Source organism: Erythrobacter sp. BLCC-B19 (genome assembly GCF_028621955.1).
In the GTDB taxonomy this organism is placed as follows: domain Bacteria; phylum Pseudomonadota; class Alphaproteobacteria; order Sphingomonadales; family Sphingomonadaceae; genus Erythrobacter.
Map to the genome: position 1 here is coordinate 3,437,329 of NZ_CP117516.1, position 23,395 is coordinate 3,460,723.

The following is a 23,395-nucleotide window of genomic DNA, read 5'->3' on the forward strand; positions in this document are numbered from 1 at the left end:
AAACGGCACGGCACTGCATTGCCACGCAAGCATCGCAGGCCCGCGCCCGGCATATCCGGTCTCACCCACGCGAGGACAAACCATGCGTACAACAAAGTTCTCTCTCCATTCGTCATCGCTTCCCGCGCTCGCCGCCGCCCTGCTGTTTGCAGGGTTCGCGCCGGCTCAGGCGCAGGATAGCCTCGCCGAGGAGGATCCCGCCGCCCCGCCCGAAGAGCAGATCGTGGTGACCGGCTCGCGCATTGCGCGTGATCCCAATATCGGCTCGCCCGCCCCGATCATCGCGGTGACGGCAGAAGAACTGCAACGCTCGGGCACCTCGGACGTGGTCGATACCCTGCGCGACATTCCGGCGCTGTCGACCTCGACCACCTCGGAAGGCTCGATCGACGGGGTGTTCTCCGAAGCGGTGGGCCAGTCGATCCTCAACCTGCGCGGGCTTGGCTCCAACCGCACGCTGGTGCTGGTGAACGGCCGCCGCCATGTCTCGGGTGTGGCGGGCGAACAGGCGGTCGACATCAACTCGATCCCGACCGCGCTGATCGAACGGGTCGAGACGCTGACCGGCGGCGCCTCGTCGATCTACGGCGCGGACGCGGTCACCGGCGTCGTCAACTTCGTGCTGAAGGACGATTTCGAAGGGCTGCAGGGCAATATCCAGAGCGGCATATCCTCGGAAGGCGACGCCTGGCGCATCAATGGCGACCTCACCTGGGGCGCCAACTTCGCCGATGGGCGCGGCAACATCACGATTTCGGGCGAATATGCCCGCAATGACGAAGTGCGCGACGGCGATCGCAGCTTCTCGCGCAACAACGGCATTTCGGACGATCAGGACAACCCGGCGATCCGGTTCCAGGCGGGCGACATTTCGGCCAGCGCCACGCCCAACTTCGCGCGCTTCTATGCGGTGGGTGCGGGCGGTTTCCCGACCGGCTTCTCGATCCCCTCGGCGGCGACCTTCCAAACCCGGTTCCGCAACCTGTTCGGCACCACGCCGACGCTGACCGCGGCGGAGCTGGCGCTGATCGAGCGCGCGACCAACGCGCCGCGCCGGTTCATCGCCCCCAACCCCACCTTCTCGCTCTCGGCAGCGGGCGGCGTGATTGCGCCGGGCGATATTGGCCTTTCCGACGGGCCGGACATCAACAACAACGGCACGCCCGACTGTCTCGAAAGCTCGGTCGGCTTCAACTCGACCTTCAACAACGGCGCTTTCGGCCTTGCGGGCGGCTGCGCGGTGATTGCGGCGGACGGTTCGCTGTCGGTCTACCGCGACGGGGCGATCACCGGGCTGTTCAATGCCTTTGGCGGGCCGGGCATCCCCAACGGGTTCAACCAGAACTCGCTGATCCCCGAGACCGAGCGCTATTCGGTCAACGTCAACCTCAGCTATGAACTTTCGAGCGAGGCGACCTTCTTCTTCGAAGGCAAGTATGTCTCGAACACGGCCGAATTCCAGGCGCAGCCCAACACCTTCTATGACCTGCTGACGGTGCGTGAGGACAACCCCTACATCACCAACGCGCTGCGGCCGTTCGTTGGCGAGCTGTTCTTCGGCAACGGCACGGATCGCGGCTTCTACATCACCCGCGACCCGGCCGACCTTGGCCCCAACCGCGACCGCAACGAGTTCGAAACCTGGCGTTTCGTCGGCGGGGTCAAGGGCGACATTACCGATCACTTCGCCTATGAAATCAGCGGCAATTACGGCAAGTTCGAACAGACCACCTTCGATAACAACCGCGTGATCATGGACCGCTGGTTCGCCGCGATCGATGCGGTGCGCGCGCCCAACGGCAATATCGTGTGCCGCTCCGACCTCAGCAGCACCCCGCCGGCGACCACGCCCTTCGGCATTCCGGCGGGCGATCCGGGCTTCTTCACCTTCAATCCGGGCGATGGGCAGTGCAAACCCGCCAATATCCTCGGCGGCGTGGGCGCGATCAGCCAGGAGGCGATCGACTTCATCACCACCACCGTGGTCAACCAGTTCGCGCTGGAACAGCTGGTGTTCGACATGGTCTTCACCGGCGACACCGGCGCCTTCCTCGAACTGCCGGGCGGCGCGATCGGCTTTGCGACCGGGTTCGAATTCCGCAAGGAAAAGAGCACCTCGACCTTCGATCCGCTGGTGCTGGGCATCCTGCCGGTAACCACGGCCTTCGGCGACGAGGGCGATCTGCTGCGCGACCTCGGCTTTGCGCAGAACTCGCTGGTGTTCGACCCGGCGACGATCATCAACAACGCGGGCGGCGATTTCACCGTTTATGACATCTTCGGCGAAATCAACGTGCCCTTGCTGAAGGACGTGCCCTTTGCCGAAACGCTCGATCTGAGCGCGGCGGCGCGGTATTCGAACTACAGCACGGTGGGCGGCACCTTCACCTGGAACGTCGGCGGGGTCTATGCCCCCATCGAGGACATCACCTTCCGCGGCACCTATGCCGTCGCGGTGCGTGCGCCCAACATCAACGAGCTGTTCAACCCGGCGCAGGGCGCGTTCTTCCGCCCATTCGATCCGTGCGATGTCAACAACCTCGCCACCGCGCCCGATCCGGCGCTGCGGCAGGCCAACTGCACCGCCTTCTTCCAGCAGATCGGCTTCAACCCCAACCTCGGCGGCAGCACCTATGCCTATGTCGACCCGCTCACCGCGCGTTTCTCGGGCACGATCAGCGGCAACCCCAACCTGTCGGAAGAAACCGCCACCACCTGGACGGTCGGCACCCAGCTGACCCCCAGCTTCCTGCCGGGCTTCATCCTCAGCGTCGACTATTACAACATCGAGATCGAGGACGCGATCAACGCGGTCGCCGCGCAGGACATCGTCGACAACTGCGTCGACAGCGCGACGATCAACAACGGGTTCTGCGATCTCATCACCCGCAACCCCAACACCGGCGGCTTCACCTTCCTGCGGCAGACCTCGGTCAACTTCGCCCGTCAGGAAACCGCAGGCGTCGAGGCCTCGATGCGCTACAGCTTCGATATCGGCGAGCATGGCTTCCGCATCGACGCGGCGGGCACCTGGGTCGACAAGCTCGACAACTTCTTCGATCCGGGCGATCCCAACATGGTCGATCCCGAACTGGGTGAAATCCAGCGTCCCGAATGGGCCGCGCGCGGCGCCTTCACCTGGGACTGGAAGGGCCTGAGCCTGACCTGGTCGACCACCTGGCTCGACAAGCAGGGCCTGCGCGGGGTCGAGATCGAGGATGTCGGCACCGATGGCAGCGCGACCTTCTCGCCCGACAACGGCTTGTCGAACGACACCTTCATCCACGACATCGCCTTCGGCTATGAAGCGAGCGAGACCTTCGAAATCTATGGCGGGGTCAACAACGTCTTCAACAAGAAGCCCTTCGTGACCGAACAGGCCTATCCGGTCAGCCCGGTGGGGACGTTCTTCTTCCTCGGCGTGCGCGCGTCGATGTAAGCCGGATCGGCAAGACAGCAGGGGGCGGGACGCGCGTGCAGCACGTCCCGCCCCTTTGCATTTACTCGCGCGTGCCGAGCAGCCCGCGCGCCACCACCCAGTTGTGGATCTCGGAGGGGCCGTCGTAGATGCGCATGGTGCGCAGCTTGTTGCTCATCAGATAGAGCGGCAATTCGCGGGTCATGCCCATCCCGCCGAACATCTGCATCGCGTGATCGACAATCTCGTAGGCGCTTTCGGTGCAGAAGCTCTTGATCATCGAGATTTCGCTGCGGACATCGCGCCCCTCGTCGATCTTCCAGGCGCAGTCATAGGTCATCAGCCGCATCGCGTGGATCTTGGTCGCGGCATCGGCAATCCAGTTCTGCACCGTCTGGCGCGCCGACAGCGGCTTGCCGAAAGTGACGCGCTGCGGCGCATAGTCGATCATCATGTCGACCGCGCGCTGGGCCATCCCGATCGACCACGAGGCCATCTCGATTCGCCGCGTGCCAAGGCGCACCTGCATCGGCGCAAAGCCCTGGCCCCGCTTGCCGAGCAGCTTCCAGCCCGGCACCCGGCAATCATCGAGCGCGATTTCATAGGTCGCGGTGCCGTCGATCATCGGGATCTTGCGGGTGACGTTGAAGCCGGGGGTGTCGCGATCGACAAGGAAGGCCGACATCCCGTTGCGCCCGTCGGGGTTCTTGTCGGTGACCGCCATCAGGATGGTGAAATCAGCTTCCGCGCCCTTGGTGATCCAGATCTTGCGGCCATTGATGATCCAGTCATCGCCATCCTGGACAGCGGTGGTCTTCATCCCGGCCGGGTCTGCGCCTGCGCCGGGTTCGGAAATGCCGATCGCGCTGATCGTCTCGCCGCGCACATAGGGTTCGAGATAGGCGACGCGCTGGCGCTCGTCCGCGGCGACCATCAGCATCCTGAGGTTGGGCGAATCGGGCGGCAGGTAATAGGGCACCACGGTCTTGCCGAGTTCCTCGGAAACCCCGACCATCGCCACCATCGGCAGGTTCATCCCGCCCACTTCCTCGGGCGCGTCCAAGCCCCACAGGCCCAAATCGCGGCTCACGGCATCGACCTTGGCCGTCTCTTCGGGGGTGAGATAGGTGCCCTGCCCCACATTCTCGCGGGCGATCACTGTCGCTTCGAGTGGCAAGAGCTCGTCGCGGACGAACTTGCCGACCAGATCCTTGAGCATCGCGTGTTCGTGGGAAAGCTCGAAATTCATATGTCCCATTCCTGATTACGGGGGTCTTTGCGCGCCCCTGACACCACACATTACGCAAGCTGTCATCCGTTCAGATTGAGAGGAGGCGGCAAAATTGTTCTCCCATGCCGCATCGGCCCGTCAGCCTGACTGGACAGATCGCTTCAACACAATGGCTTGACGCGATAGGGAAACCTCCATAGCTTCAAAGGTGCAAATCTGCACAATTTTGCAGGTTTCACGGGAGGGAAATGCCGAGTCGCCTGATCGTATCGCGCGAGCTTGCAGACCTGTTGAAGCTGCTGGCCCATGCTGATCGTCTGCGGATGATCGAGGAACTGCGCCATGGCGAGCGCGATGTCACCTCGCTTGCCACCGCGCTTGACCTGCCCTCCACCCGCGTCTCGCAGCACCTTGCGCTGATGCGCGCCCACCGGCTGGTTGAGGAGCGCCGCGACGGGCGCAACCACTTCTACCGCCTGGCGCATCCCTATCTTGCCGACTGGATTCTCGACGCGCTCCCTTTCGTCGATATCCGCTCGCGGCTGGAGGATGCCGATCACATTGATGCCGCCCGCGCCCTGTGGGGTGCAGGCGGCCCCCGCTCATCCCACTGAAAGGATCGATTGAATGCCCCATTTCGCCCAAGGCGTGGTCAAGTTCCAGCGCGAGGTCTTCCCGGAAAAGGCAGAGCTGTTCGAACGCCTTTCCACCGGCCAGAGCCCGGAAGCGCTGTTCATCACCTGCTCGGACAGCCGCATCGAAACCGCGATGCTGACCCAGACCGACCCGGGCGAGCTGTTCATCTGCCGCAATGCGGGCAACATCGTGCCGCCGCACACCAACCAGACCGGCGGCATGACCGCCTCGATCGAATTCGCGATCGGCGCGCTCAAGATCCCGCATATCGTGATCTGCGGGCATACCGAATGCGGGGCGATGAAGGGGGCGATGAACCGCGCCGGCCTGACGGCGCTCCCCCATGTGCGCGAGTGGCTTGGCTATTCGCAGGGCGCGGTCGACATCACCGAAGCGCTGGGCGCAGGGCTCGATCCCGAGGCGAAGATGCGGATGCTGCTCGAACAGAACGTCATCCTGCAATTGCAGCACCTCAAGACCCACCCCACCGTCGCGGTCGCGCTGGCGCAAGGGTCGGTGAAGCTGCACGGCTGGGTCTATGACATCAAGACCGGCGAAGTCAGCGCCTATGACGAGGCGAGCCACCAGTGAGTCTCGGTCGAGGAGCGCTATGCCTCCGAGATCGCCGGCGCGATGCTCGGTCAGCACGCCTGCTGACCGCCCGCCCCGTCCCTCTCCCTGATATCCAGTGCAAAGGCACCCCGCCATGCAAGCTCAAGCCACAAGTCCCCTCTCATCCGCTGTCATCGGCCGCGATTTTCTCGCCTCGATCGTGGTGTTTCTTGTCGCCCTGCCGCTGTGCATGGGGATCGCGATTGCCTCGGGCGCGCCGCCTGCGCTGGGCCTGATCACCGGGATCGTGGGCGGGCTGGTGGTCGGCTCGCTGGCAGGGTCGCCTTTGCAGGTCAGCGGCCCAGCGGCGGGGATGGCGGTGCTGGTCTATCAGCTGGTGCAGGAACACGGCCTCATCATGCTCGGCGTGGTCGGCTTGATCGCGGGCGGCTTGCAGCTGCTTGCGGGGGTGCTGAAGCTTGGCCAGTGGTTCCGAGCGATTTCGCCCTCGGTGATCCACGGGATGCTGGCCGGGATCGGTGTGCTGATCTTCGCCTCGCAGCTTCACGTGATGCTCGACGATGCGCCGCGCGCCAACGGGCTGCTCAATATCGCGGCCATTCCTGAGGCGATCATCAAGGTCTTCCCCGCCGACGGTTCGGTGCATCACCTTGCCGCGATGGCGGGGATCGTGACCATTGCCACGATCGTCCTGTGGAACCAGTTCAAGCCCAAGCGTCTCGCGCTGATCCCCGGGCCGCTGCTCGGGGTGATCGTCGGCACGGCCTTTGCCATTGCCTTTTCGCTGCCGATCACGCTGGTGAACCTGCCCGCCACGCTGGCGAGCGGTCTCAACATCCCCACCAGCGAGGCGCTGGCGGGCTTTGCCAATCCCGACATCCTGACCCTTGGCCTCGTCTTCGCCTTCGTCGCCAGCGCCGAAACGCTGCTGTGCGCGACCGCGGTCGACAAGATGCACACGGGCAGCCGCACCGATTACGACAAGGAACTGCGCGCGCAGGGGATCGGCAACATGATCTGCGGCGCGCTCGGTGCGCTGCCGATGACCGGGGTGATCGTGCGCTCGGCCGCCAATGTCGAGGCGGGTGCGACGACCCGCATCTCGGCGATCATGCATGGCGGCTGGCTGCTGCTGGCGGTGGTCGCCTTCCCCTTCATCCTCAACGAAATCCCGACCTCGGTTCTGGCCGCGATCCTCGTCTACACCGGCTACAAGCTGGTCAACGTCGCGCAGATCCGCAAGATCGCCGAATTCGGCAAGCAGGAGCTGGCGATCTACTTTGCAACGCTGATCGGCGTTGTCGCGATCGACCTCTTGACCGGCGTGATCCTCGGCTTCGTGCTGGCGACTGCCAAGCTGGTCTACACCTTCTCGCACCTCGAGATCCGGCGCGAGCATGACACGGCGACCAACCGCGTCGATCTGTGGATGACGGGTTCAGCGACCTTCTTCTCGATCCCGCAGCTCGGTCAGGCGCTGGAGTCCTCGCCGTTCGGGTCGGAGGTGCACATCCACGTCGAGAAGCTCGACTATATCGACCACGCCTGCCTTGAGATGCTGTCCTCGTGGGAGAAGCTGCACCAGTCGACCGGCGGCACGCTGGTGGTCGAATGGAGCGAGCTGGTCGAACGCTATGGCCGCCGTTCGGAGGAAAAAACCGAGATCCCCGGCCTGATGATCCGCCCCGCCGCCTGATCCCTCCCGGCAGCGAGCGGGCCAAGCATCAGATCACGGTTTCGATCGCCTCGGCCTGCCACAGACGCTTGGCCTGCTCGATATCGCTGGTGCTGGCGCGGCTGAAGCGGTGCGCGACGAAGTCGATCCCCTCGATCAGCCAGGCCGCCAGTTCCGGCTGCGCGAGGCGGTAGACCCGCTGCTGTCCGCGCGTCTCGGTCTCGACCAGGGCAATCGCGCGCAGCACGCCAAGGTGCTGCGAGACGCGGGTCGGGGTGATTTCGAGGATGTCGCCCAGCTCGTTCACCGTCTGATCGCCCGCCTGCAACTTCAGCAGCAGGCGGATGCGGTCAGGGTGCGAGATCTGCCGGAGGACGTGGGCCAGCTCATTGGCGACAATCTTGCGGCTCGGCATATCAGCGACCTTTCTTCGGGGAGGGGATTTGCGGGTTTGACGCGACAACGCGCAGACCGGTGGATTGGCTCCCGGCGAGCGTAACTTTATCACATTTCAGCGCGCGCCAGGGGGTTTGGGGACGCTGGCTCACAGGCGGCTCGCGGCGGAGCAAGGCAAGGAATTCGGCGTCAGGCAGCGTGCGCCCATAGGGGGCATCTTGGCCCCGCGTGGTGGTGGAAACGCCGCTGTCGCGCAGGCGGCTCCAGGCCTCGTGCAACCGGCCGGCAGCACGATGGGCTCCGGCCTCATGCAGGGTGAGCGCGAGGCCATGCACCAGCGCGGGGGCATCAAGCGTCAGGCGGGCCACGCCCTCGCCCGCGACTTCACTGGTCACCAGCGTCAACCGGGGCGGGTGCGTGCCATGCCGGGCTCCGGCAAACCACAGCAGCGGCCAGGCGCCATGCACGCCCGCGCCCAGACCCAGCAGCGCAAACACGATGCTGCGCAGATCGGGCATGGCGATGATCGCATCCCACGCACGCCCGCTCTGCATCAACACCGGCAGCGCATCCTCGATGGTGAGGATGTCGAGCTCCGGCCCGTCCTGCATCAGCGCCTTTCCGGCGGCGAGCATCTGGCGGGCGAGCGCATTGCGCTGGCGTTGGTGAACGATGATCGCCAGCCGCTCGCGCCCCTCGGCTGCGGCGGCACGGATCATGGCGCGCAGCACTCCGGCGCGCGGCAGCGGCGGGATCGCGACATCGTCGCTGGTGCAGGTCGCCGGATGCGGCGAGAGCAGCACAATATCTGTCCCGCCCTGCCCCGGCGCCGCGCCGCGCGCGTGTTCGATCAGGTAGCCTGCGACAAAATCCGCGGCAGGCAGGCCCGGCGCGCCGCCGTGCTGGAACGCGGCCGGGCTCCAGCCGAGCCATGGGGCGAAAACCGGTGCGGGCGCCGCCGCCCCGCGCGCCCAGTCCCCCATGCGCGGCAGGCGGCGGGCAGGCGCGGGGCTGACGAATTCCGCATCGACCCCGGCAAAGGCAAGCAGCGCATCACGCTCCACGCGCCATGCCTCGGGGGCCGCGTCACCCGGCTCGGCAAGGCGCAAGCGCGAGGTCACCACCGCCAGGCGCGCGGCGCTGACCGGGTCGCGGAACGGCGGCGCAACGCTGCTGGCAGAGGCGGCAGGTGCACGACCTTGCATGGGACGACTGTGGTCCATCGGCCTTATCCTTTGCTGGGATGGGAGAGTGTGCAGGAGCGTTAGCCGCGCCCGTGAAATCAAAAAATTTCAATCTTTCTTCGCAAACGTTCTAGAATTTGAATGTATGAGGATTGGGCCAGAGCCGCTCTCCCCCCCGGACTTGCCAGCGCCCCAATGCCGAGGCATCACACAGCTCGGGAGAAGAGGGGATTTCAGCATGACTTTGGCACAATGGCGCGCAGGGGCTGCGCTGGCGCTCGCCGCGATCACCACCGGTGCGCTGGCGCAGGATGCGGGCTCTGCTGCGAGCGCAACGGCAAGCGAGGCAACCCGAGCGGCACAAGCCGCTGCCGGCGCAACGCTCCCGCCCGAAGGCACGCGCGACAGCACGGATTCGACCCGCGGCTTTCTGGCCACCCGCAAGGATCGGCTGATCGTGAACGCGGCTGGCAAGCCGGTCTGGAACCTCGATGCCTACGCATTCGTCACCGGCCCCGCCCCCGATACCGTCCACCCGGCGCTGTGGCGGCACATGACGCATCTCAAGCATCACGGCCTGTTCGAAGTCGCGCCCGGCGTGTGGCAGGTGCGCGGGTTCGACGTGTCGAACATGACCGTGATCCGGGGCGAGACCGGCTGGATCCTGATCGACCCGCTTACCAGCGTCGAAGCGGGGCAGGCTGCGCTCGAACTGGTCAATGCGACGCTGGGCCAGCGCCCGGTCAGCGCGCTGATCTATTCGCACAGCCACGGCGATCATTTCGGCGGCGCGCGCGGGGTGGTCGATCCCGCCGCTGTTGCCGCAGGCCGCGTGCCGGTGATCGCACCTGAAGGGTTCATGGAGGAGGCCACATCTGAAAACGTCATGGCCGGCGGCGCGATGTCGCGGCGCGCGGCCTATCAGTTCGGTGTCGGGCTGGTGCCGGGCGCGACCGGGCAGATGGGCAGCGGCATCGGCATGGGGCTTTCGGCAGGCACGCTCAGCCTCATTCCGCCGACCGACACCGTCGCCAGAACCGGCGAGACGCGCGTGGTGGACGGCGTGAACCTTGAGTTCCAGATCGTCTCGGGCACCGAGGCACCGGCGGAGTTCAACGTCTTCATCGCGCCCGCCAAGATCTTCCTCGCCGCCGAAATCGCCACCTGCTCGATGCACAACATCCTCACCCCGCGCGGGGCGAAGGTGCGCGATGCGCGGGCCTGGGCGCATTATCTCGATGAAGCCGCGACCCGTTATGCGCCGCAGTCCGACGCCGTGATTTCAAGCCACTGCTGGCCGATCTTCGGGCGCGCGGCGGGGACGGCGTGGCTTACCGCGCAGCGCGACAATTACCGCTGGCTGCACGACCAGACCGTGCGCCGGATGAACCGGGGCGAGACGATGGACGAGATCGCCGAGGCGCTCGACGCCGCGATCCCGCCGGGGCTGGCAGGCGAATGGTCGACGCGCGGCTATTACGGCACGGTCAGTCACAACGCCAAGGCGATCTACCAGTTCTATCTCGGCTGGTACGATGCCGTCCCCGCCAATCTCCACCCCCACCCGCCCATCGAGCGCGCCAAGAAGCTCGTTGAGGCGCTGGGCGGTGCGGATCGCACGCTTGCGCTGGCCGAAAACGCGATGGCGGGCGGCGATTATCGCTGGGCCTCCGACCTGCTCCAGAGCCTCGTCTTTGCCCAGCCCGACAATGCGCGGGCCAAGGCGATGCTGGCGGCCAGTTACGAACAACAGGGCTTCCAGGCGCAGAGCGCGATCTGGCGCAACCAGTTCCTCTCCGCCGCGAGCGACTTGAGGCGCGGGCGGCCCGAGAGCAATGCAGCGCAGAGCAACGACATGGTCGCCGCGATCTCGACGCAGGAACTGCTCGATAGCGCCGCCACCCTGTTCGCGCCCGAACGGCCCGGCCCGCGCGGGATCACGATTGCGATCGACCTTACCGACCGCAAGGAACAGGCGGCGCTCGAAGTGGGCCAGCAGGCGATGATCGGACGGGTGGGCGCGCTGCCCGCCAACCCCGCCGTCACGATCCGCGGCCCCCGCCGCGCGCTGCTCGCCTTGCTTTTCGTCCGCGTGCCGGTCAGCGCGGTCGCCGGGATGGAGGGCGTCACCATCGAGGGCGACCGGGCGATGCTGCAAGCCCTGCTCGACAACCTCGACCCGATGCCGCACGGGTTCGACATCGTCATGCCGTGAGATTTTCGCCGCTCGCCGCGAAGGATTGCCGGTGTTCATGCGTTGATCAGGCAAAGCGCGGCTTTATGCCGTGCGACAGGAACGCAAAGCTAACACTCTGCCAATGACAAGGGCGATGCCATGCTGCTGACACTCACCCACAGGCCTGCGCGATGAGCCCGGCCAGCATTGCGATCAACCGCTTCGGCTATGGCTATAGCGCCGCCACCGCGCCGACGGACGCCGCCGCCGATCCGCGCCGCGCATTGCTGCGCCAGTTCGACGCCTTCGATCCGGCCCCTGCCGCGATAGCCGGACGGATCGACACGCGGCCCAAGACCTCCGAGATCCTCGAACTGCTGCGCCGCTTCCGGCAGGATTCCCGCGCCGTTGCCGCTGCCAACGAAGGCGCGGCCGCACCGGCGATGATGGCCGAGGGCATGGCGGCCGAAGCCATGACCCGCCAGGACGCCCGCGACGCTGCGCTGGCGGGCCTGCCGCCTGAATATCGCGACAAGCTGGTCGAAGCGCGCCGCGTGCTGGCCGAAGACATCGCGGCGCGCGTCAACCTCGCGGTCGCCAGTCCCACGCCGATGGCCGAGCGACTGGTGCATTTCTGGTCGAACCATTTCAGCGTGTCGGTCGGCAAGCCGGGGACACAATTCGAAGTCGGCCCGCACGAATTTACCGCGATCCGCCCGCATATTCTGGGGCGGTTTGCCGATATGCTCAAGGCGGCCGTGCTGCATCCGGCGATGCTGATCTATCTCGATCAGTTCCAGTCGATCGGGCCAAACGCGCCCTTCAGCCAGCGCCGCGGGCGGCGCGGGGCCGATGCGCCGCAGCGCCGGCGCGGTCTCAACGAGAACCTCGCGCGCGAAGTGCTGGAGCTGCACACGCTGGGCGTCGATGGCGGCTATTCGCAGGCCGACGTGACCGAGCTTGCCCGCGCGCTGACCGGCTGGACGGTGCCCGGCCTCGGCCGCGCGGGCCGCTTTGCCGAGGGGCAGGACAGCGGCGCGGCGTTCATCGCGCTGGTGCATGAGCCGGGCGCGCGGCAGGTGCTCGGGCGTTCCTATCCCGCGGGAGGGGCCGAACAGGCGCTGGCGATCCTAGATGATCTCGCCCGCCACCCCGCAACCGCGCGCCACATCGCGACCAAGTTCGCCCGCCACTTCGCCGGAGACACACCGCCACCCGCGCTGGTTGCGCGGCTGGAGGCCGACTTCCGCAAGAGCGATGGCGATCTTGCCAGCCTCACGCGCACCCTGATCGAAGCACCAGAGGCCTGGACGCCCGCCCCGGTGAAGTTCCGCACTCCGTTCGAATGGCTGGTCGCCACGCTGCGGCTGACCGGTCTGCAGACGTTTGGCACCCCGCAAATCGTCGGCGCGCTCACACAGCTTGGCCAAGCGCCGTGGCGCGCGAATTCGCCTGCGGGATATGACGACATCGCCGCCAGCTGGGCCGGGCCGGATGCGCTTATCCGGCGGGTCGAATTCGCCGAACGCATCGCGCGCGGGGCGGCTACCGAGAATGTCATTGCCCGCGCCGAGGCAGCCTTTCCGGGCGCGCTGAGCGAGCCCACCCTGACCCAGCTGAAGCGCGCCGAGAGCGGCCGTCAGGCGCTCGCGCTGCTGCTGGTCTCGCCTGAAATGATGCGGAGATAAGCCCGATGACGACCGCTTTTGATCGCCGCTCGCTGCTCGCCGGGTCGCTGTTGCTCGGCGCTGGCAGCCTCGCCTTTCCGCGTATTGCCTTTGCGCAAGGGACGGGCCGCCGCAATGTGATGTTCGTGCTGCTGCGCGGCGCGGCTGACGGGATGGCAATGCTCGCACCCGTCGGCGATCCCGGTTTCGAGGCGCTGCGCGGGGCCACCCTGCCCGATTACGCCGATGCGCCCCGGATCGACGGGTTCTTCGCCGTCCACCCGGCGCTTGCCGAAGTCGGCAAATCGGCGCTGGCGGGCGAGGCGCTGTTCGTCCACGCCGCCGCGACCGCCTATCGCGAGCGCTCGCATTTTGACGGCCAGAACCTGCTGGAGAGCGGCGGCACGGCGCCCTATGCGGCCAAGGACGGCTGGCTCAACCGGCTGGCCGGGCTGATGAACGAGACCGCGCCCACCCCCTTGCGCGCGCTGGCGATTGCGCAGGCGGTGCCGCTCGCCTTGCGGGGTAGTGCGCCTGTGTCGAACTACGCACCCTCGGCCCTGCCCGATGCGAGCGAGGATCTGATGGCACGGGTCAGCCAGCTCTACGCCGCCGACAGCGAGCTTGGGCCGCTATGGTCGCGCGCGCTCGAGACCAAGGCGATGGCGGGCGATGATGGCCCCCGCAATCTGCGCGATGCGCGGGCCGCGGGTGAATTGGCTGCTTCGCTGATGCGCGGCGAAGGCGGCGCGCGGATCGGGATGATCGAGCTGGGCGGATGGGATACCCACGCCAACCAGCGCGGTGCCTTTGCGCGCTCGGCCCGCCAGCTCGATGCGCTGCTTGCGGGCTACAAGGCGGGCATGGGCGCAAGCTGGGCCGACACGCTGGTGGTTGTCGCAACCGAATTCGGCCGCACCGCAAGGCTCAACGGCACGGGCGGCACCGACCACGGCACTGCGGGCGCAGCGCTGCTGATGGGCGGCACGGTGCGCGGCGGGCGGGTGGTTGCCGACTGGCCCGGCCTTGCCGACGGCCAGCTTTACGAAAACCGCGACCTTGCCCCCACCATTGCGCTCGAAAGCGTGCTGGCGGGCGCGGTGGCCGAGCATTTGCGGTTCGACCCCAAGCTGGCGATGGCCCGCCTGTTCCCGGGACGCAGCAGCGCCGCGCTTGCGGGACTGGTGCGCGCCTAGAACGAACACTCCGCGCTCGCCGCCGCCTCATCGCGGGTGATGGCGCTGATCTGGAGCGTGAAGGCACCCTTGGAGGCGAAGGTCAGCTTGCTCCCGGTGGTGCCGAGGCACGCCGGGGTCAGCACCATTTCACGCCAGCCCTTGCCCTCGGCAACCGACATTCCCTGCGTGATGTCATGCGTCTTGCCACCGGCGGTGACCGTGACAGGCGCACCCGGCCGCGCTGTGACCTGGTATGCGATGCGCCATGCCGCGCCGCTCTCCGGGCCGGTCAGCGTGATCTTCGCACCGGGCGCGAACACGATCTTGCGGGCGTCTTCCTGCGCTCGGCGATCGATCCCGGTCGCGGTGATGCCGTTGCCGGTGCCGCGCAGATCGGGGAGCAGCGCATTGTCGGCCACTGCCTGCACCTGCGCGCCCAGCTTGCCATTGGCAAACCACGACGCCCCAGCATCGGCCGCCAGCGCTGCGCAGCTCTCGTCGAGCGGCACGGGAACCATGCGCGGGGCGGCAAAGCCAAGACCATAACCGACCGGGAACAGCGCGCCTTCGGGGCTGTTGAGCGGCGCGCCCTCGCAGGTCCTGGGCCAGCTGAACGACAGCTTCCCGGTTGGCTGAACCTTGCCGAACAGCACGTCGGCCACGCCCGCGCCTTCGCTCCCCGGCAGCCATGCGGCGACGAAAGCATCGGCAGAGTTCAACTCGCGGTTGACCCACAAGGGACGGCCCGAGAGGAACACGGCAACCGTGGGGATGCCGCGCGCCTTGTAGGCCTTGAGCAAGGCCAGCCCTTCCTCGTCGCGGAAGGCCAGATCCTTCCGGTCGCCGACGAATTCGGCATAGGGCTCCTCGCCGAAAACGACGATGGCGACATCGGGCTTGCTGGCCGGGTCACCCTTGGGCGCGAGGCGCGCCTCGCCGCCGCTGGCACGCGCCGCCTCGGCGATCCCGGCCCAGATCGAGGTCGCGCCGGGGAAGTCGGCTGCGGTAAGGTCACCGCCGCCCTGCCACGTCACCGACCAGCCTCCGGCCTGCTGGGGCACGTTGTCGGCGGCGCTGCCCGCCACTTCAATCCGCGCGCCGGGCCGCAGCGGCAGGATGCCGGCGTTCTTCAGCAAGACTTGCGACTTGGCCACCGCCTCGCGCGCGATGGCGCGGTGTTCGGGGGAGCCGAGCTTGTCCCACTTGCCGCCCAGCATCCGAGCCGAGGGCTTCACCTCGCCATCAAGGATGCCCAGCGCCTGCTTCATCCGCAGCACCCGCAGCACCGCTTCGTCCAGCCGGGCCATCGGGATCGTGCCCTTCTTGACCTGCTTGACGAGGCTGGCGTGAAGCGCCTTCCAGTCCTCAGGCACCATGTAGACGTCGAGCCCGGCGAGCAGCGCCTGCGGGCAATTGCCGTTGGTGCAGCCCTTGATCTGGCCGTGGCCGTTCCAGTCGCCGACAACGACGCCCTCGAAGCCCAGACGCCCGCGCAATTCCCCGGTCAAGAGCGCGGTGTTGCCGTGCATCTTGGTGCCGTTGATCGAATTGAAGCTCGCCATGACGCTGGCGACGCGCCTTTCGATGGCAGCGGGATAGGGTGCCGCGTGGATCGCCATCAGCGCCGCCAGGTCACCATTCACATCACCCTGATCGACGCCTTGCGCGGTGCCGCCATCGCCGAAATAGTGCTTGGCGGTCGCGGCGACCTTGCCGGGGCCGAGAAAGCCCGGGGTTCCGGGAATGCCCTGCAGACCTTCGATCATCGCCGCGCCCAGACGGGTCACCAGCGCGGGGTCTTCCGAATAGCTTTCGTAGGTGCGGCCCCAGCGGTCATCGCGGGCAACCGCGACGGTGGGGGCGAAGGTCCAATCAATGCCGGTCACCTCGATTTCAACCGCGGTCGCAGCGCCAATGCGGCGCATCAGGTCTTCATCCCCTGCGGCCCCCAGCGCGATGTTGTGCGGGAAGATCGTGGCGCCCACGACATTGGCGTGGCCGTGGACAGCATCGGTCGCCCAGATCGCCGGGATCGCCGGTTCGCCCTTGGGCAGCGGTGCAGTGGAGGCCTCCCAGAAGGCGTCGGCGAGCTTCAGCCAGTCGGCAGCGGGTGCCTTGTCATCGCCGAAGGGGCCGGAATTGCCGCCATTGAGGATCGTGCCGAAGCGGTATTTGCGCACGTCCGCAGGCGTGATCGAGCCGATGTCGGGCTGGATGATCTGCGCGACCTTGCGTTCGAGGCTCATGCGCGCGAGCAGCGCTTCGGGGCTGTTATCCACCGCAGCTGCAGCCATAGGCGCGCTGGCCGACTGGACATCGCCTGTCGCCGCGCACCCCGTGACCAATGCCCCGAGCGCCGCCGTCAGCGCGAGCTGCGCAAGCCTGTTTCGTGCCATGAGGACAGTCCCTCCCAAGACCGCTGTATTATTGAGAACGTTATCAAACTATGCCGCCCTGCTCCGGCTTTGGCAAGGGTCAAGCGCTCAGAGTCCCGCGCGGGCGCAGAAAGCTTGCCAGCAGCACCGCGCTCAGCAGCGAGAGCGCGGCGAACAGCACGAACAGCGCCTCATAGCCGAAGCTCGGCACAAGCAGCACTGTCAGCCATGGCATCACCATGCCCGGCACGGTGTTGGTGAGGTTGAAAACCCCAAGATCGCGGCCCCGGTGCTGCGGCATCGGCAAGACGCGCAAGGTCTGACTGGCGTGGAGCGCCAGAAACACCGCCGCCGCCAGACCGAACAGCACATAGCCTGCAATCGCCCAGGGCAGGCTCGGCGCAGCGGCCATCACCAGCATCCCGCCGGCACACAGCACCGCAGCGCACACCAGCGGAAAGATCGGGCGGCCATGCCGATCCGACCAGCGCCCCGCCACGAGCGAAACCGGCACCGCACAGACCAGCACCGCGCTGAAGATATTGGCCGCGCCATTTTCGGGGTAATCCGGCGCAAGCGAGCGCAGCCAGTAGAGCAGAAAGGCAAACATCCCGCCTTCCGCCACCTGCACCAGCAGCCGGGCCGCCCACATCTTGAGCACCACCTGCTCGCCATCAGCGGGGGCAGCGCGCTGAGCGGGCAGCACCGGCGCGACCAGAGCAGGCTGCACCCGGCCCTTGCCCAGAACGACCGCAGGCAGCACCAGCACACCCACCAGCACCGCAACCAGCCCGAGCCGTGCGTCAGGATCGATCCAACCTCCCCACGTCACCAGCGATCCCGCCAGCGCTCCCAGGGCCGGTGATAGCGCCAGCGCTCCGCCCAGCACGCCCTTCTGCTCATCGGGAAAACAGTCCCCCGCCCACGCCATCAGCGGGCTGAGCATCAGGTTCAAGGCGATCTGCCAGCCCATCACCAGCATCACGATCTGATGCACCGACCGCGCCTCGCCGATCAGCAGCAGCAAGGCGCTTGATCCGATCAGACCGGCGATGATCCAGGGGCGCCGCGTGCGGCTGCGGTCGCTGAGAATGCCGACGCCCAGATTGGCAAGGCTTGCCATCGCGGCACCAAGGAAGGTCACGCGCGCCAGCGCCGCGACATCCTCCCCGCCCTGCAAATCGGCGATCGCCTGCGGCAGCAGCACGGTCAGCAACGGCACATAGGCAACCGCGCCTCCGGCCGATGCGAGCGCAAACAGGGCGAGAAACCAGCCCGGCTGGCGGCGCGGCAGCGGCTTCGGTGGCGCTGCTAGGCCGGGGTCGGTCAAACCCGCCCCGCCGCCCCGGAACGGGTCGAGGCCATCACGGGTGCAGGCGCGGTAGAGGCACGTTCGACCAGCCCGGCAGCAACCTCGATCACGCCTTGCTGCTGGGCCTCGGGCGTGCGGGCGATCAGGTGTTCGACCGCGCGGCTGACCGTCTCGGCAATCGGCTGGTCGATCGCGGTCAGCGGCGGCTGGGAGAAGCGCACAATCGGGGTGTTGTCGAAGGAAATCAGGGAGAGATCCTCCGGGACGCTGAGCCCACGCTCGCGCGCCACTTCGAGCGCGGCGAGCGCCATCTGATCGGATGAGGCGATGATCGCGGTCAGATCGGGGTTGCGATCGAGCAGCGCGCGCGCCGCGCGGGCGCCGCTGTCAAAGCCGAAATCACCCGCTTCCAGCAGGCCCGCTTCGGGCAGGCCGAGCTCGGCCAGCGCACGGCGCCAGCCGGTGATGCGCCAGCCCGAAAGGCTGTATTGCGCCGGCCCTGCGATCATCGCGATGGTGCGGTGGCCGAGTTCGGCAAGGCGCTTTGTGGCAAGATAGGCCGCACCCTCGTCGCCCATCGTCAGGGCAATGCCCGGCCCCGGTGCATCCGAACCGATCCGCGCAAAGGGGATGCGCCGCTCCGCCAGCAGTTCGGTAATCAGGCGGTTTTCCGAGTGCGGCGGGGTCAGGATCACGCCATCGGGCTGAAGCGCGGAAAGCGCCGCGCCCAGCTCGCGCTCGACATGGTCGGAATGGGTATCGACCAGCTCCACCATCATCCGGTAGCCGTGCTGAGAACAGGTGAGGATGCCGCCGAGAAGCATCTGGTCGACCCAGTCCGTCCCCTGCCGCTCGCGCCAGTCGGCAAGCGTGCGTTCGCGGTCGTTGATGGCGAGAATGATGTAGGAGCGCGAGCCGCTCATGCGCTGGGCTGCAAGGCTCGGGACATAGCCCAGCCGGTCGATCGCCGCCTGCACCTTTTCGCGCAATTGCGGGCGCACGTTGGGGCCGTCATTAACCACACGGCTTACCGTCTGGAGCGAGACCCCTGCCGCTTCGGCCACGTCCCTGATCGTGACAGTCTTGCGCACCCGCGCCATGGTAACCCGCTTCCCGCCCTGCCTGCGTCTATGCCACCCGGCTCACCGGATGCACGCACGCCCCGTCGTGGGATCGCTCGCGCATTGATAGACCCTGATCCAATCGATGGCGAATTGCGCGGGAAATGTGCCCTCTGCAACCCCCTTGGCGTTGTTTTCTTCCGACAGCCTGCCGCCGACGGCAAGATTGGCCATGACATAGAAGGGCTGATCGAACGGCGCTGCGGGCCGCCCCTTGGCCCGCGGCGAGCCGGAATGCCACTGATCGGCGGTGACAGTGAGGTGCACGCGGTCGTCCACCAGAAAGCGGATCAACCCCTCACCCCATTCCACCGCATAGACATGGAAATCGTCCGAGGGCAGCGCGAGGCTCGGAAGGGCGTTGCGATGGTCGACGAAGCGGTTTTCCGGCGGATAATTGCCGAAGTGCAGCGCGCTGATGGTGCGGTTCTCGCCCCGCCCGCCCTCGCATTGCTTGCACTTGGCGCCGATATTGACCGCTTCGAGGATGTCGATTTCGCCCGATCGCGGCCAGGCACCATAGACCGCATCCTGCGGCATCATCCAGATCGCAGGCCACGCGCCCTGCCCGGCCGGCACCTTGGCGCGCGCCTCGATCCGGCCATAACGCCAGGCGTGAAGGCCGATGGTGCGCACCTTGCCCGAGGTGTGGGACTGAACCTGGGTCGGGTTGTCGTATTCTGCAATTTCGGGCGGGCGTGCAGGCCCGGCAAAGCGTTCCTTGCGCGCCTTCAGGAGCAGCATCCCGCCTTCGACCGCGATATTCTCGGGCCGGTCGGTGTAGCACTGGCGCTCATTATTGCCCCCGCCCCAGCACGATTGCTCGGGCGTCCACTTGGTTCGGTCAAGCGCATCGCCCTCGAACTCGTCGGCCCAAACCAGCTGCCAGCCTGCCCCTTCGAGCGGGGCAAGCGGCTGCGGCGCCGGGGGCTCGGCGGCCCCCAAAAGCAGCAGGGCCGCAGTCAGCACCCCCGCTGATCGCGACCCTGCAACTGTCATTGTGCCTGTCCCGATCAGAAGTCGAAGCGGGCAAGGAAGGTGAAGCGGCGGTCGTTGCGGAACGCCGAACGCTGCACCCGGGTGCCGTCGAAGTCGATGACCTGGCTGGTGGTGAACACTTCGTCGAGCAGGTTCACGCCCTGCACACCCAGCTTCACCCCGTCCATCACCGTCACGAAGATCGACGCATCCAGCTGCCCGGTCGCCTCGCCCCAGATCGGCGAGAACGGGAAGATGTCATCGCGCGGCGTGATCAGGAAGTCCGAGCGCCAGTTGTAGGCCGCGCGGGCCGACAGCCAGTCCTTCTCGTAGAACAGCACCGCGTTGATCGTGGTCTTGGAGATACCCGCCAGCGGCTGGAACGGCGCAAAGTCGCTCTGGTTATTGGCGAGGTTGGTGTTCCGGAACGCACCGCCATCGACATAGGTGTAGGTCAGCTGCGTACCCAGACCGCTGAGGAAGCCCGGCAGGAAGTCGAAGGTCTGCTGATAGGCGACTTCAAGCCCCTTGAGCGTCCCGTTCTGGCGGTTGTCAGGCCCGTTGACCTCGACATCGAGATCGACCCCGCTGGGGCTGACGAAGTTGACGAGGTCAACCCCGCTGTTCACGATCCCCTTGATGTCCTTGATGAACCCGTTGACCGTGATCGATCCGACGCGGTCGAAATACCATTCGACCGAGATGTCGTAGTTCCAGCTTTCAATCGGGCGCAGGTTGCGGTTGCCGGTGGCGAGCTGGAACAGCGGGCCAGTTTCGAGCGTGCCTTCGGACCGCAGATCGCCGGTGTTGTCGCCAATCCCGCCGCCTGACCGGAAGGCGGCCAGATCGGGGCGCGAAATGCCCTTCGAAACCGCGCCGCGGAACAGCAGCCCGCCGCCGGTGTCGAGCAGCACGTTGAAGCTCGGCAGCCAGTTTTCAAAGGTCACCGCGCGGTCATCCAGCACGATTTCCCCGGTATGGGCCGCGGCGAATTCGGCAAGACGCGCGTTCGAGAGGCCGCAGAACGCGGGACGCTGATCGGCGGGCAGCTGCTGGGCGCGGCCGCACGCGGCGGTCACTTCGGACAGCTGAGCAATGCCATCGCCGTTCCCGCCCGAGGTCGGATCATCGAAGAAGAACGGGTTGGGGAAGCCGATCAGGCCGGCCGCCACCACTTCGGTCTCGACATAGCGCAGGCCGACATTGCCCGACAGCTTCCAGCCATTGTCGAAGTCCGAACCATAGTCGATCCGTGCATAGGCCGCCTTGGTGGTTTCCGAAACGTCGCTGATCTCGTTCTCGCAGAACGGGCTGCAAGGCGTGACCTGGCCGGTCACCGAGTTGGTGAAGCTGCGGCCATTGACCCCGAAGAACGGGTTGGGCGTCTGCGAGAAGATGTTGATCTGGCGCGCCTGATCGGCCGAGGTGCCGTTGAGATATTCCTGCAGGAAGCTGTCGCCCCCGAAGAAATGGGCCCCGCCCGGCAGCGGCGAGGGCGCATTGCCGCGCTGGAAGCCGTTGTCGAAGGGCGAGCGCAGGTTCGAGAAGGTCGGGAAATCATCGACGAAGGCACCGCCCCCAATCGCGAATTCCTGGCCGGGAAGGCCGGTGAAGAAGCGGCCCGGCTGGAACCCGCCGGTCGCAGCGCAGCCCGGCCCGGCATTCCACGGCGCGCAGCCGGCGCGGCCCGCCCACGGCGCCGACAGGTTGCCCCAGGTGCTGAAGTTGGTGTCGCGGGTGGTCTGCCCACGCTCCGACCAGCGCGCACCGAAGCGGGCCTTCTTGAAGAAGCCTTCGTCCGAAATGTCATATTCGGCATCGAAGCGCAGCGTGTCGAGATCGCCTTCGTTGCGGGCGATGGAGTCGAGCAGGAACCAGTAATAGGTGTTGCGGCCGCTCGTGAAGTAATCAGCCGGAGCGCCCGGAGGGGCGAGGAACTGCACCTGCGGCACCTTGCCGCTGACATCGAGGTCGATGTTCGCCCAGGTCGCCATGTTGGCGATGATCGAGTCCTGCTCAAGCTCGGACGCGATGTGCTGGGCTTCGAAGTTGACGCGCAGACGATCGGTGATTTCCCAGTCGACATCGACCGAGACGTCTTCGGTCATGGCGCGGGTCTCACGCTCGAAACGCAGCAGTTCGAGCGGAATGCCGCCGCGACCGAAGGGGTTGGCGTAGGCATCGCCGATACGCTGGCTCAGCACGCCGCGCAGGAACTGGCCGTTCTGGTCGAACTCCCAGGTGCTGCCCGCAGCCGGAACCGGGAACAGCGCGTCGTCATTGACCAGCGCGATCGCCGCGTTTTCCTTGGTGAAGAAGGTCGTGTCGGCGCGCAGATATTCCAGCGTGACGAGGAAATCGCGGTTCGGGCTTTCGTATTGCACGATGCCCGAGAAGGCCTCGCGGTCGCGCTCCAGATCGGTGGTGCGCACGCCCGCGCCCTTGGGCACTACCAGCGCGCCCGCCGGCGGGAAGTTGCTGGAATCGAACTGCGGATTACCGCTGATCCCGCCGCTGCCGACCGGACGCACACGGAAACACGCGCCATTCAGCGTCGCGGGACGATAGCAGGGGTCGGCAATCTGCGAGGCATCGGTGCGGCTGATCAGCTCGGAGCGAGCATAGCCCATCTGCAACCCGAACGAGCCCCAGTCGCCTTCGGCCGTGGCCGAACCCAGCACCGAGCCGCCCGGCGACCATTCGTCAGCCAGATCGCCGACATTGGTTTCGAGCGTGCCCGCGATATGCACCCCGCGCCGGTCGAGCGGCTTGCGGGTGACGAGGTTGACGGTGCCCGCGATCCCGCCTTCGACCATGTCGGCGGTGAGGTTCTTAAACACCTCGACGCGGCCGAGCAGTTCGGGCGAGACTTCGTTGAAGTTCAGCACCGTGCCGCCATTGGCCGAGAAGATGTCGCGCCCGTTGAGTTCCGAACGCACGAAGTTGAGACCGCGCACGATCACGCCGGTGCCCTCGACCGAGAAACGGTCAGGGTCGGACGGCTTTTCGAACCGGCCGATGTTGACGCCCGGCACGCGCTGCAGCGCTTCGGCGACCGAACGGTCAGGCAGCGCGCCGATGTCTTCGGCGGTGATCACGTCGACGAAGGTGTCGGCATCGCGCTTGATGTTCTGGGCGTTCTGGAGCGAGGCGCGGAAGCCGGTGACGATAATGTCGCCTTCCATCGGCTCTTCGGCCACGGCGGCGTCTTCGGCAGGCTGTTCAGCGTCCTCGGCGGCATCCTGCGCCAAAGCGGGGCTCGCCGCAGCGATAGCCAGCGCCGAAGCGGTGCCGAGGGCGAACAGGCGCCGACGCGGCGCGAGCGATACGGTGTTCATGATGTGTCGTCTCTCCCCATGCCGCGCGACAGTATCTTGCCTGTCACTGCGGGCTGCGGACAGTTTGTAGCGCATCTTGAGAGCGTTCTCAAGACTTGTAATCCTGCGTTCATATTGCATTCTGGCAACACTTCGCG

Annotated in this window: 15 protein-coding genes; 7 read left to right on the forward strand and 8 right to left on the reverse strand. The window is 66.6% G+C overall.

Annotated features, from left to right (window positions below):
• Positions 1-82: 82 nt before the first annotated feature.
• Complete coding sequence (locus PS060_RS16180) at positions 83-3,439, forward strand: TonB-dependent receptor domain-containing protein (RefSeq protein ID WP_273984536.1); 3,357 nt, start codon at positions 83-85, stop codon at positions 3,437-3,439.
• Between the two features lie 61 nt (positions 3,440-3,500).
• Here PS060_RS16180 and PS060_RS16185 read toward each other — a convergent pair whose 3' ends face one another.
• Positions 3,501-4,667: an acyl-CoA dehydrogenase family protein gene (locus PS060_RS16185; protein ID WP_273984537.1), complete on the reverse strand. Its 1,167-nt coding sequence runs from the start codon at positions 4,665-4,667 to the stop codon at positions 3,501-3,503.
• Positions 4,668-4,897: 230 nt separating this feature from the next.
• Here PS060_RS16185 and PS060_RS16190 point away from each other — a divergent pair, with 230 nt between their 5' ends.
• The 3 genes from PS060_RS16190 to PS060_RS16200 all read left to right on the forward strand — a co-directional run bounded on the left by PS060_RS16190 (position 4,898) and on the right by PS060_RS16200 (position 7,554).
• Positions 4,898-5,263 (forward strand): ArsR/SmtB family transcription factor, encoded by a 366-nt coding sequence (locus PS060_RS16190; protein ID WP_273984538.1) that lies wholly within the window; start codon positions 4,898-4,900, stop codon positions 5,261-5,263.
• Positions 5,264-5,276: 13 nt separating this feature from the next.
• Complete coding sequence (locus PS060_RS16195) at positions 5,277-5,876, forward strand: carbonic anhydrase (RefSeq protein WP_273984539.1); 600 nt, start codon at positions 5,277-5,279, stop codon at positions 5,874-5,876.
• A gap of 115 nt (positions 5,877-5,991) precedes the next feature.
• On the forward strand, positions 5,992-7,554 hold the full coding sequence (locus tag PS060_RS16200) for a SulP family inorganic anion transporter (RefSeq protein ID WP_273984540.1): 1,563 nt from the start codon (positions 5,992-5,994) through the stop codon (positions 7,552-7,554).
• A gap of 28 nt (positions 7,555-7,582) precedes the next feature.
• On the opposite strand, the gene PS060_RS16205 is transcribed toward PS060_RS16200, so the two are convergent.
• Entirely contained in the window at positions 7,583-7,948 is a 366-nt protein-coding gene (locus tag PS060_RS16205; RefSeq protein ID WP_273984541.1) for an ArsR/SmtB family transcription factor, read from the reverse strand.
• A gap of 1 nt (position 7,949) precedes the next feature.
• Positions 7,950-9,152, reverse strand: coding sequence for a hypothetical protein (locus PS060_RS16210; protein ID WP_273984542.1), 1,203 nt, complete (start codon positions 9,150-9,152; stop codon positions 7,950-7,952).
• Positions 9,153-9,351: 199 nt separating this feature from the next.
• Between PS060_RS16210 and PS060_RS16215 the strand changes: the two genes are divergently transcribed.
• From PS060_RS16215 to PS060_RS16225, 3 genes are all read left to right on the forward strand, one after another.
• Positions 9,352-11,328 carry an alkyl/aryl-sulfatase gene (locus tag PS060_RS16215; protein WP_273984543.1) on the forward strand — a complete coding sequence of 659 codons (1,977 nt, stop codon included), beginning with the start codon at positions 9,352-9,354 and terminating at the stop codon, positions 11,326-11,328.
• Between the two features lie 152 nt (positions 11,329-11,480).
• A complete protein-coding gene (locus tag PS060_RS16220; protein ID WP_273984544.1) occupies positions 11,481-12,977 on the forward strand; it encodes a DUF1800 domain-containing protein in 1,497 nt (498 codons plus the stop codon).
• A gap of 5 nt (positions 12,978-12,982) precedes the next feature.
• The gene (locus PS060_RS16225; RefSeq protein ID WP_273984545.1) at positions 12,983-14,152 is read left to right on the forward strand and encodes a DUF1501 domain-containing protein; all 1,170 of its coding nucleotides are present in this window, start codon (positions 12,983-12,985) and stop codon (positions 14,150-14,152) included.
• On the opposite strand, the gene PS060_RS16230 is transcribed toward PS060_RS16225, so the two are convergent.
• The 5 genes from PS060_RS16230 to PS060_RS16250 form a co-directional block, all read right to left on the reverse strand.
• Positions 14,149-16,530 (reverse strand): glycoside hydrolase family 3 protein, encoded by a 2,382-nt coding sequence (locus PS060_RS16230; protein ID WP_273984546.1) that lies wholly within the window; start codon positions 16,528-16,530, stop codon positions 14,149-14,151. The genes PS060_RS16225 and PS060_RS16230 overlap by 4 nt on opposite strands.
• Positions 16,531-16,609: 79 nt before the next feature.
• Positions 16,610-17,839: an MFS transporter gene (locus PS060_RS16235; protein WP_273984547.1), complete on the reverse strand. Its 1,230-nt coding sequence runs from the start codon at positions 17,837-17,839 to the stop codon at positions 16,610-16,612.
• Entirely contained in the window at positions 17,836-18,921 is a 1,086-nt protein-coding gene (locus PS060_RS16240) for a LacI family DNA-binding transcriptional regulator (protein ID WP_273984548.1), read from the reverse strand. Before PS060_RS16240 ends, PS060_RS16235 begins: the two co-directional genes overlap by 4 nt.
• Before the next feature lie 42 nt (positions 18,922-18,963).
• On the reverse strand, positions 18,964-19,941 hold the full coding sequence (locus tag PS060_RS16245) for a glycoside hydrolase family 16 protein (RefSeq protein WP_273984549.1): 978 nt from the start codon (positions 19,939-19,941) through the stop codon (positions 18,964-18,966).
• 14 nt (positions 19,942-19,955) lie between these two features.
• Positions 19,956-23,258 carry a TonB-dependent receptor gene (locus tag PS060_RS16250; protein ID WP_273984550.1) on the reverse strand — a complete coding sequence of 1,101 codons (3,303 nt, stop codon included), beginning with the start codon at positions 23,256-23,258 and terminating at the stop codon, positions 19,956-19,958.
• Between the last annotated feature and the right edge of the window lie 137 nt (positions 23,259-23,395).